This window comes from Stenotrophomonas sp. TEPEL (genome assembly GCF_004348785.1).
Classification (GTDB): domain Bacteria; phylum Pseudomonadota; class Gammaproteobacteria; order Xanthomonadales; family Xanthomonadaceae; genus Stenotrophomonas; species Stenotrophomonas indicatrix.
The window spans coordinates 3899101-3907973 of the sequence record NZ_QQXJ01000001.1 but is presented as its reverse complement, the minus strand read 5'-3'; the positions used below and the strand labels follow the sequence as shown (position 1 = coordinate 3907973).

The 8873-nt window shown below is 66.2% G+C and carries 6 protein-coding genes and 1 other annotated feature; of the genes, 2 read left to right on the top strand and 4 right to left on the bottom strand.

Annotated features, from left to right (window positions below):
* Nucleotides 1–24: 24 nt before the first annotated feature.
* Nucleotides 25–1152, bottom strand: a complete 1128-nt coding sequence (locus TEP_RS17870) for an anhydro-N-acetylmuramic acid kinase (protein ID WP_132826174.1) — start codon at nucleotides 1150–1152, stop codon at nucleotides 25–27.
* A gap of 64 nt (nucleotides 1153–1216) precedes the next feature.
* Nucleotides 1217–2686 carry a peptidoglycan DD-metalloendopeptidase family protein gene (locus TEP_RS17865; protein WP_132826173.1) on the bottom strand — a complete coding sequence of 490 codons (1470 nt, stop codon included), beginning with the start codon at nucleotides 2684–2686 and terminating at the stop codon, nucleotides 1217–1219.
* 167 nt (nucleotides 2687–2853) lie between these two features.
* Here TEP_RS17865 and tyrS point away from each other — a divergent pair, with 167 nt between their 5' ends.
* The gene (gene tyrS / locus TEP_RS17860) at nucleotides 2854–4062 is read left to right on the top strand and encodes a tyrosine--tRNA ligase (protein ID WP_032977018.1); all 1209 of its coding nucleotides are present in this window, start codon (nucleotides 2854–2856) and stop codon (nucleotides 4060–4062) included.
* A gap of 330 nt (nucleotides 4063–4392) precedes the next feature.
* Nucleotides 4393–4970: a sequence feature (16S ribosomal RNA rRNA prediction is too short), on the top strand.
* Here the strand turns inward: tyrS and TEP_RS17855 are convergent.
* Together TEP_RS17855 and TEP_RS17850 are read right to left on the bottom strand one after the other, a co-directional pair.
* On the bottom strand, nucleotides 4964–6679 hold the full coding sequence (locus tag TEP_RS17855) for a M28 family metallopeptidase (protein WP_132826172.1): 1716 nt from the start codon (nucleotides 6677–6679) through the stop codon (nucleotides 4964–4966). It overlaps the preceding feature by 7 nt.
* Nucleotides 6680–6757: 78 nt before the next feature.
* The gene (locus TEP_RS17850; RefSeq protein ID WP_132826171.1) at nucleotides 6758–7420 is read right to left on the bottom strand and encodes a hypothetical protein; all 663 of its coding nucleotides are present in this window, start codon (nucleotides 7418–7420) and stop codon (nucleotides 6758–6760) included.
* 169 nt (nucleotides 7421–7589) lie between these two features.
* Between TEP_RS17850 and TEP_RS17845 the strand changes: the two genes are divergently transcribed.
* On the top strand, nucleotides 7590–8819 hold the full coding sequence (locus TEP_RS17845) for a peptidoglycan DD-metalloendopeptidase family protein (RefSeq protein WP_240790763.1): 1230 nt from the start codon (nucleotides 7590–7592) through the stop codon (nucleotides 8817–8819).
* Nucleotides 8820–8873: the final 54 nt, after the last annotated feature.

Sequence of the window (8873 nt, the reverse complement as noted above, 5' to 3'; positions counted from 1 at the left end):
CCATGCCCGGCCGATGGCGTCACCTCACGCCGGATGGATCGCCCCGAGAATCCGCGGCCCCGTCGCCCCGGTCACGCTCGGCAGGTTGCCCGGCAGCCCGTCCATCGTCCGCTGCGCCAGCCAGGCAAACCCCATCGCCTCCACATACTCCGGGTCCAGCCCGTGCAGCGCCGTGGACTCCACCACCACGCCCGGCAAGCGCGCCGCCAGCCGCCGCATCAACTGCGTATTTCGCACGCCACCGCCGCACACCAGCACCCGCCGGGTGTGCGGCTGCTGGGCCAGCAGCTGATCAACCACCGTCGCCGCGGTCAGCTCCAGCAGTGTCGCCTGTACATCGGCGGCGGCGAACTGGCCTTCCTCCATGTGTGCCTCGGCCCACGGCAGGTGGAACTGCTCGCGCCCGGTGCTCTTGGGCGGCGGCAGCGCGAACCATGGGTCCGCGCGCCAGCCGGCCAGCAGGCTGTCATCCACCGCCCCGCTGGCTGCGTAGGCGCCGTCAGCATCGAAGCTGCGCCCGGTATGGCGTTGGCACCAGGCATCCATCAGCGCGTTGGCCGGGCCGGTATCGAAGCCACGCACGACGCCTTCGCGCGGGATCAAGGTCAGGTTGGCGATCCCGCCCAGGTTCAACACCGCACGGTCCTCATCGGCCGCACCCAGCATGTGCAGGTGGAAAGCCGGCATCAGCGGCGCGCCATGGCCGCCGGCGGCAACGTCACGGCGGCGGAAATCGCATACGGTGGTAATCCCGGTCAGCTCGGCGATGCGGTTGCCGTCACCCAGCTGCACGGTGAAGGCCGGGTCGGCCAACGGTCGATGGCGCACCGTCTGCCCGTGCGAGCCGATCGCTCGTACCTGCGAATGGTCGACACCGGCTTCTTCCAGCAGCTGGTTGGCGGCGGCGGCGAAGTTGATCGCAATCCGCGCGTCCAGTTCGCCCAGCTCCTCCAGCGACTGCAGCGGGCCGCCCTCGCCGAGGGCCACCAGCCGCGCCCGCAGCACCGGCTCCCAGCGGGCGGTCAGCCCGTGCACGAAGCGGCACCCCCCATCGGCCGGGAACTGCACCAGCGCGGCATCGATGCCGTCAGCGCTGGTGCCCGACATCAGGCCCAGGTAGAGGGGAAGGGACGGATCGGCAGTGGTGGTCATGGCGGGCATAAAAAAAGGACACGGCAAGCTTGTGCTGCCGTGTCCTCCTTCGTCAACGCAGGGCTCAGCCGCGCTTGCGGCCTGCCGGCGCCTTGTCCTTGGCGCTGGCCACCTCGGTGCTCGCGCTTTCGGCGGTCGGTGCGGGGCTGGCGTCGGCGTAGATCAGCTTCTCCATGCCCTGGATGCGGGCCATCGCCGGCGCGGTCTGCGCCCGGAAGGCCACCAGCTCGGCGCCCTTCAGCGGCTCCGGCGGCGGCATGGTCACCGTCAGCGGGTTGCGGTGCTCGCCGTTGACGCGGAATTCGTAGTGCAGGTGCGGGCCGGTCGCCAGGCCCGTCGAGCCGACGTAGCCGATCACCGTGCCCTGGGCCACGCGCTGGCCATTCTTGATCCCGGCAAAGCGCGACATATGGCCGTACAGGGTGGTGTGGCCACGGCCGTGGTCGAGGATCACCACGTTGCCATACCCGCGCTGCACGCCGACGAACTGCACCCGCGCATCGCCGGCGGCCATGATCGGGGTACCGGTGCGCGCGGCGTAGTCCACGCCCTTGTGCATGCGCATCTTGCCCAGCACCGGGTGCTTGCGCGCGCCGAAGGTCGAACTCAGCCGCGCGAACGGGATCGGCATGCGGATGAAGCTCTTCTTCAGCGAACGGCCATTGATGTCGTAGTACTCGGACTTGCCGTTGCGGTCGAAGCGGAAGCCGGAATAGGTCTTGCCGCCGGTGGTGAAGGTCGCCGCCAGGATCTTGCTGGTATCGACCTTCTCGCCCTCGCGCCAGGTCTCATCCATCACCACACTGAAGCGGTCGCCCGGCTGCAGGTCCTTGGAGAAGTCGATGTCGTACTTGAAGATGTCATCGGTCATCGTCGCGATCGCCGACGGTGACAGTCCGGCGCGGCGCGCGGCCGCATACAGCGAACTGGTGATCTCGCCGCTGGTGACCACCGTGCGCGTGGATGTCTCGCGCTTGGTCACCGTCTCCTTGATGTCATCACCGATCAGGCTCAGTTCGACCCGGTTGTCGGCATCGCGGTCGAAGCGGATGCTGCGCAGGTCACCGGACAGCGGCATGTCGAAGGCGATCTCGGCACCCGGGCGCAGCTTGGTCAGCGATTCGCGCGCACCCGGATGGTCCAGCACCCGGTGCAGGGTGGTGGCGGAGATGCCGGCCTTGTCGAACAGGTCGCTCAGGGTCTGCCCGCGCTGCACCCGCAGCACCTGCCAGCTGTCGCCGGGGATCTGCTGCTGGCGGGCCATTGCCAACGGCGGCAACGGCAGTGCCAGGCTGGTGTGGCTGTCGGCGTAGGGTGCATCGATGGTGTGCGAGAAGCCCGGCACGATCGTGGCCACCAGCGCGCCAATGGTCACAAACAGGCTGGCGTGCATCCAATGACGCCGCGTCCAGCGCTCGTTGAACGCAGCGGGAAGGTGTTGCCTCAGCTTCCGGTGCAGGGCGTTGTCGTGCAGGACGTGGAGTCGTTCCTGGAAGCGCTGCTTGCGTGCGCGGCCTTGATCGGAATTGAGCATCAGATGTCGGTCTCTGGCTGACCCGGGAACGCGGGCCCAAACGCCGGTAACATAGACACCTAACAAATTCGCGTCAAACCCTTGTGCCTATTGGCTTTTGTGAAGCCGATCGGGTTAACTTCGCTTTAACACCCCACATAAGAAACGGCGTTGCCGGGAGTAGTCACGTGTCCTCGATTGAAGAAGCCCTTGCCCTGATCGGCCGCGGTGCCGACGAGATCCTCAAGCTCGAGGATCTGCGCGCGCGCCTGCAGGAAGGCCGCCCGCTGCGCATCAAGGCCGGCTTCGACCCCACCGCGCCTGACCTGCATCTGGGCCACACGGTGCTGCTGAACAAGATGCGTCAGTTCCAGGACCTCGGCCACCAGGTCATTTTCCTGATCGGCGACTTCACCGGCATGATCGGCGACCCCTCCGGCAAGAGCCTGACCCGCAAGCCGCTCAGCCGCGATGACGTGCTGGCCAACGCCCGTACCTACGAGGAACAGGTGTTCAAGGTGCTGGACCGCAGCCGCACCGAGGTCCGCTTCAATTCGGAGTGGTTCGGCAAGATGAGCGCGGCCGACATGATCCGCCTGGCCGGCCAGCACACCGTGGCACGCATGCTCGAGCGCGACGACTTCGCCAAGCGCTATGCCGCCCAGCAGTCCATCGCCATCCACGAATTCCTGTACCCGCTGGTGCAGGGCTACGACTCGGTGGCCCTGGAAGCGGACGTCGAGCTGGGCGGTACCGACCAGAAGTTCAACCTGCTGATGGGCCGTGGCCTGCAGGAACACCACGGCCAGAAGCCGCAGGTGGTGCTGACCATGCCGCTGCTGGAAGGCCTGGACGGCGTCAACAAGATGTCCAAGTCGCTGGGCAACTACATCGGCATCAGCGAGCCGGCCATCGACATCGTCACCAAGACCATGAAGGTCGATGATGCCCTGATGTGGCGTTGGATCGAGCTGCTGTCCTTCGATATCAGCCAGGCCGAAGCGGCCTCCCTGCGCGAGCAGATCGCCGCCGGCCTGAATCCGCGCGTGGTCAAGCTGCGCCTGGCCCGCGAACTGGCTACCCGGTTCCACGATGCCGCAGCGGCCGAGCAGGCGATTGCCGGCTGGGAAGCTGCCGTTACCGGGCAGGGCGACATCACCCAGCTGCCGCTGCAGGATGTGGCCATTCCGGCAGAGGGCCTGCGCATCGCTGCCCTGCTGACGGCCGCTGGCCTGACCCCGAGCAACTCCGAGGCCAACCGCAAGCTCAAGGAGCGTGCGGTGAAGGTGGACGGTGAAGTGGTGGAAGACGGCCAACAGGTACTGCAGCCCGGCTTCGAGGGGCTGCTGCAGGTCGGCAAGCGCACCTTCGCCCGCGTGCGCCTGGTCGCTGCCTGACCGGAGGCGGGGGCCGGCGCAGCCGGCCCCTGCTTCTGCTCCTGCAGAGCGGCGCTGACGCTCTGCCGCTGTTCGCGGGGGCCTGTGGCGGCGCCTTTGCATGAACGGATGCAACATCCGATGAAAAAAGTTGCCACACCCCCTTCACAAAGGCCGCGGATAGGGACATAATTTCCCTCCCCCGTCGCAGGGGTCGTCAACAAGGGGCTTCAGCGACACAAGGGAGGCCACCACCGACGAACGAGATGATCGAACGAAAGGTGTTGACGGACTCGAAAAGTCCGGCATAATAGGCGGCTCGCTACGAAGGAAACTTCGCAGCACACGGGAACGGCGCTGAGGCCACTTCCCCGGATCTTTGAAAGTATGCGCAGGTATCTTGATATTGCACAATGGGCGCAAGCCTGATGCAGCCATGCCGCGTGTATGAAGAAGGCCTTCGGGTTGTAAAGTACTTTCAGCGNGGAGGAAGGCGNTAAGGTTAATAACCTTGTCGATTGACGTTACCCGCAGAAGAAGCACCGGCTAACTNCGTGCCAGCAGCCGCGGTAATACGNAGGNNGCNAGCGTTNATCGGAATTACTGGGCGTAAAGCGNNCGCAGGCGGTNTNTTAAGNCAGNTGTGAAATCCCCGGGCTNAACCTGGGAACTGCATCTGATACTGGCAAGCTTGAGTCTCGTAGAGGGGGGTAGAATTCCAGGTGTAGCGGTGAAATGCGTAGANATCTGGAGGAANACCGGTGGCGAAGGCGGCCCCCTGGACAAAGACAAGCACATACAGCTGCGTGATGTTCATGAGGTTGCCGGCCAGCGGCCGGCACTACCGGGTCCCAGCACTCACGCACAAAAAAAAGCGGCGCCCAAGGGCGCCGCTTTCTTCGGAACTCAACGCCTGGCGGACTTACTTCGCCGCAGCGGCTGGTGCCTTGGCCTTCATCATCGTGTCGCGTGCAGCCTTGAATGGATTGCCTTCGTACCAGTTGGGCCAACGATCGCCGCCGGCCAGTTCCTTGCCGACGCCATACATCAGCTGCAGGTCCTCGACCGTGCCATCCAGCTTCCAGGTGGCCGGGTCATACTCGTCCTTCGGGCCGTGGTAACGGTTGGAACCGTAGTCGGCTGCCGCCTTGCGGCCCGCCTCGACACCGCCGTCGCGCAGGTCCTCACCGCCGTCGGCGTACAGCGCCGGCACGCCCGCCTTGGCGAAGTTGAAGTGATCCGAACGGAAGTAGAAGCCGCTCTGCACCGAGGTCTCGCCGTGCAGGGTGCGATCCTGGACTGCAGCCAGCGGCTTGAGGATGTCTTCCAGCTCGGAACTGCCGAAGCCGGTCACCGTCACGTCCTTGGCACGACCGGCCACCGACATCGCATCGATGTTGATGACACCGGCGATCTTGTCCAGCGGGAAGGTCGGGTGGGCGACGTAGTACTTCGAACCCAGCAGGCCGGATTCTTCCAAGGTCACCGCCAGGAACACCACCGAACGTTCCGGCTTCGGTTCCTGATGGGCCATCGCTTCGGCCACCTCGAGAATGCCGGCCACGCCGGTCGCGTTGTCGACGGCACCGTTGTAGATGTTGTCGCCGTGTTCGCCCTCATGCTTGCCGAGGTGATCCCAGTGCGCCATGTACAGCACGGCCTCGTCGGCGCGCTTGCTGCCCGGCAGCACGCCCACTACGTTGCGCGACTGCTTCTGCGCGACCTTGCTCTTCAGGTCCACCGAAGCGGTTGCTTTCAGCGGTACCGGCTTGAAGCCGGGCTTGCTGGCGTCCTTGTAGGCCTGGTCCAGATCCAGCCCGGCGCCGGCGAACAGGGCCTTGGCCGCCTCGGCGCTCAACCAGCCCTGTACCGGCAGGCGCGGCTCCGCATCGTCCTTGGCCGGCAGGTCGTACTGCGGGCCGGCCCAGGAGTTCTTCACCACGTCCCAACCGTACGAAGCGCCCGCGGTGTCATGCACGATCAGCGCGGCAGCAGCTCCCTTGCGCGCAGCTTCCTCGAACTTGTAGGTCCAGCGGCCGTAGTAGGTCATGCGCTTGCCGTCGAACAGCTTTTCATCATCGACATGGAAGCCCGGGTCGTTGACGAACATGACCACCGTCTTGCCCTTCCAGTCCTGGCCGGCGTAATCGTTCCACTTCTGCTCCGGTGCATCCACGCCGTAGCCGACGAATACGAGGTCGCTGGCATCGACCTTCACTTCTGTCTGGCCGGTACGGGTGCCCACCACCATGTCGGTGCCGAATTTCAGTTCGCGGGTCTTGCCGCCCTGGGTGAGGGTGAGCACGGTCGATTCATCGGCCGTGGTCTCGGTCATCGGCACGTCCTGGAACCAGCTGTCGCCGTTGCCGGGCTGCAGGCCGATGCGCTGCATCTGGTCGCGGATGTAGTTGACCGTCAGTTCTTCGCCCTTGCTGCCGGGCGAGCGGCCTTCGAACTCATCAGAGGCCAGGGTCTTCACCATCTCGGCGAAGTCGGCGGCGTTGATCGCCGCTGAGAAGGTGTGCGTGGCCGGCTTGGCGGCGCTGTCGGCGCTGGGCGCCGGAGCCGGGGTGTCTTCGCCTTTGCAGGCGCTGAGCGCGGCCGCGGCGGCCAGGCACAGGAGGAGTTTGCGGGGCATCATCGGTTCCTGGAAACACAAGGGACGGCCGCGCAGCACGCGCGACCGGTAGCGGGGAGTATCGCCCAAGCCGCAGGCTCAGTCGGCCGGGGCGGTATCGGTATCGAAGGGGATCGGATCGGCGCCGGTGACAGGGCCGATGCGCGCACTGCGGTGGACGTACAGCACCACCTCGCGCTCGAACAGCAGGCTGCCGTTGACCACGGCATTCGGCCCGATGATGACCCGCGGCTTGCGACTGGCCGTCAGCGAGACACTGAAGTTCGGCTTGCGCACATGCAGGCCACCGCCGACCTGTGAGCCGATGCCGACGGTGATGTCGCCGTTGACGGTCTCCACATCCTTGCGCACGCGGCTGCCAACCAGGCCGATGCCGCCGTTGACGGTTTCCACGCCGCCTTCGATCTGGCTGCCCTGGTCGCTGAAGATGCTGCCGTTGACCGTGCTGACATCGCCGTGGGCAGTCACTTCGCGCCCCAGGCGGATGCCGCCGTTGACGGTCTCGATGCTGCCCGTGCGCGCACGATCGGCGACCTTGACGCCGCCGTTGACGGTATCGATGCTGCCGGTTTCCACGCCTTCGCCGACACGGATGCCACCATTGACGGTGTCCAGCTTGCCGTAGCGCTGGCCCGGATCGGCGCTGATGCTGCCGTTGACCTTGCTCACGTCTGCCTGGGCCCAGGCCGGGCCACTGGCCAGCGCAATGCCCAACAGCAGCGGAATGGAGAGAGCTTTCATGGGAACCTCGTTGTTGTGCGGCTGGCAGGCCGCGTGCGGAGATGTCACCATTCCCTGCACGTCTCCGCATCTGCCTGAAGTCACTGGAAAGCCCTTGCGCAACAACGTCTTCCCCTCACGCCGGCATCACATCGCCACCCTGCGCGGTGGACGTTGCCTGTTGCTGGGAATGGCGCTGGCCCTGGCGCTGCCATTGCCGGGTGCGGCGCAGACCTCGTCGGCCCGCGAGGCCGAACGCAAGCTGCAGAAGCTGCGCACCGAACTGAAGGGCGTGGCGCAGGAGCGCCGTCAGATCGAGGGCCAGCGCGGGCAGGCGTCGCAGCAGCTGCGCGAGGCCGATGAAAAGGTGGCACGCAGTGGTCGTGCGCTGGCCCAGACCGAATCGGCGCTGCGCGAGCAGACCCAGGCGTTGGCCCAGGCCGAACAGCGGCGCAATGCACTGCAGTCCAACCTGGAAAAGCAGAATCGCGAACTGGCCGGACTGCTGCGCGCGGCCTACCAGCTTGGCAACCACGCGCCGTTGAAGCTGCTGCTTTCGCAGGACACGGTGGCCGATGCCAACCGTGCGTTGGCCTATCACCGCTACCTGCAGCGCGAGCGTGCGCAGCGTATCACCACGCTGACGGCCAACCTCAAGGAACTGGAGACGCTGCAGGCGCAGATCGCCCAGCGCCAACAGCAGTTGCAGGGCACTCACCGCGAGCAGAAGCAGCAGGTCGCCACGCTCGCATCGGACCGTCGCGCGCGTGCGCAGACCGTGGCTTCGCTGGAAGAGCGCTTCAAGGACAAGCGCGAGAAGGAACAGGCACTGGGCCAGGACGCCAGGGCGCTGGAAACCCTGCTGGCCAACCTGCGCGCTGCCGCGGCCCGTGCCGAGGCCGAGCGCCGTGCCGCCGCCCGCAGGGCCGCTGCGGAGAAGGCCGCTGCCGAAAAGGCCGCACGCCAGGCCAAAGCCGAAGGCCGTCCGGCACCGGCGACCAAGGTCCCGCCGGCCGTGGCCTCGGCACCCGCGCCCAAGGTGGGTGGCCTGGGTTGGCCGCTGTCGGGCAATCTGCTGGCCCGTTATGGCGGCAAGCTGCCCGATGGCCGTACCAGCAGTGGCGTGTTGATCGGCGCACCGGCGGGAAGCACGGTCACTGCGGTGGCCGACGGTACCGTGGTGTTCTCCGATTGGATGACCGGCTACGGCATGATCCTGATCGTCGACCATGGCAACGGCTACATGAGCCTGTACGCGCACAACGACACCCTGCTGAAGGATGCCGGTGCGCGGGTCAGCCGCGGTGATGCGGTGGCCAAGGTCGGCAACTCCGGTGGCCAGGGCGTGACGGCGCTGTACTTCGAACTGCGCCGCGGCGGGCAACCGGTCAATCCGGACAGCTGGCTGCAGCGGCGCTGAATTCCGCCTGGCCGCAGCAGGGCGGATTCAACGGGAATTTAGCCACGCTTCGCG

What these genes read in the sequence shown, in the direction of transcription:
- TEP_RS17870 (WP_132826174.1), bottom strand. Translation starts at nt 1,152, where the DNA reads ATGACCACCACTGCCGATCCGTCCCTTCCCCTCTACCTGGGCCTGATG.
- TEP_RS17865 (WP_132826173.1), bottom strand. Translation starts at nt 2,686, where the DNA reads ATGCTCAATTCCGATCAAGGCCGCGCACGCAAGCAGCGCTTCCAGGAA.
- TEP_RS17855 (WP_132826172.1), bottom strand. Translation starts at nt 6,679, where the DNA reads ATGCCCCGCAAACTCCTCCTGTGCCTGGCCGCCGCGGCCGCGCTCAGC.
- TEP_RS17850 (WP_132826171.1), bottom strand. Translation starts at nt 7,420, where the DNA reads ATGAAAGCTCTCTCCATTCCGCTGCTGTTGGGCATTGCGCTGGCCAGT.
- TEP_RS17845 (WP_240790763.1), top strand. Translation starts at nt 7,590, where the DNA reads ATGGCGCTGGCCCTGGCGCTGCCATTGCCGGGTGCGGCGCAGACCTCG.